Origin of the sequence: Halalkalibacter lacteus, from assembly GCF_036663595.1 — a bacterium.
Classification (GTDB): Bacteria; Bacillota; Bacilli; order Bacillales; family Bacillaceae_D; genus Halalkalibacter; species Halalkalibacter lacteus.
This window is the reverse complement of sequence record NZ_JAWRVL010000227.1, coordinates 1-270: the sequence shown is the minus strand read 5'-3', so window position 1 is coordinate 270 and position 270 is coordinate 1. Positions and strand designations below refer to the sequence as shown.

Annotated in this window: 1 protein-coding gene; it reads right to left on the bottom strand. The window is 58.1% G+C overall.

Annotated features, from left to right (window positions below; translation table 11 throughout):
* Positions 1-264, bottom strand: a 264-nt coding sequence (locus SAZ04_RS22185) for an IclR family transcriptional regulator domain-containing protein (RefSeq protein WP_431309049.1), incomplete at its 3' end; no start/stop codon positions are given.
* Between the last annotated feature and the right edge of the window lie 6 nt (positions 265-270).

Below are 270 nucleotides of genomic sequence, written 5' to 3'. Positions count from 1 at the left end.
AAACTCGTAACCAGCAAGGATGGCCTCCCGTTCCTCGGGGCTCATGTGGGCCAGCAATACCTTGCCCAATGCGGTACTGTGCAGGCGACCGCGTTTGCCGAGCTCCGAGCGGATACCCAGCGAGTGACTTCCAAAGAGTCTCTCGATGTATACGACTTCTTTATGATCCCGGATTGCCAGGTTGACGCTCTCCCCGCTCCACTGCCTCACATGCTCCAGCGTCGGCGCCGCGATTTTGCGCAAGTCTAGCTGCTCCAAAAGCACTGAAGC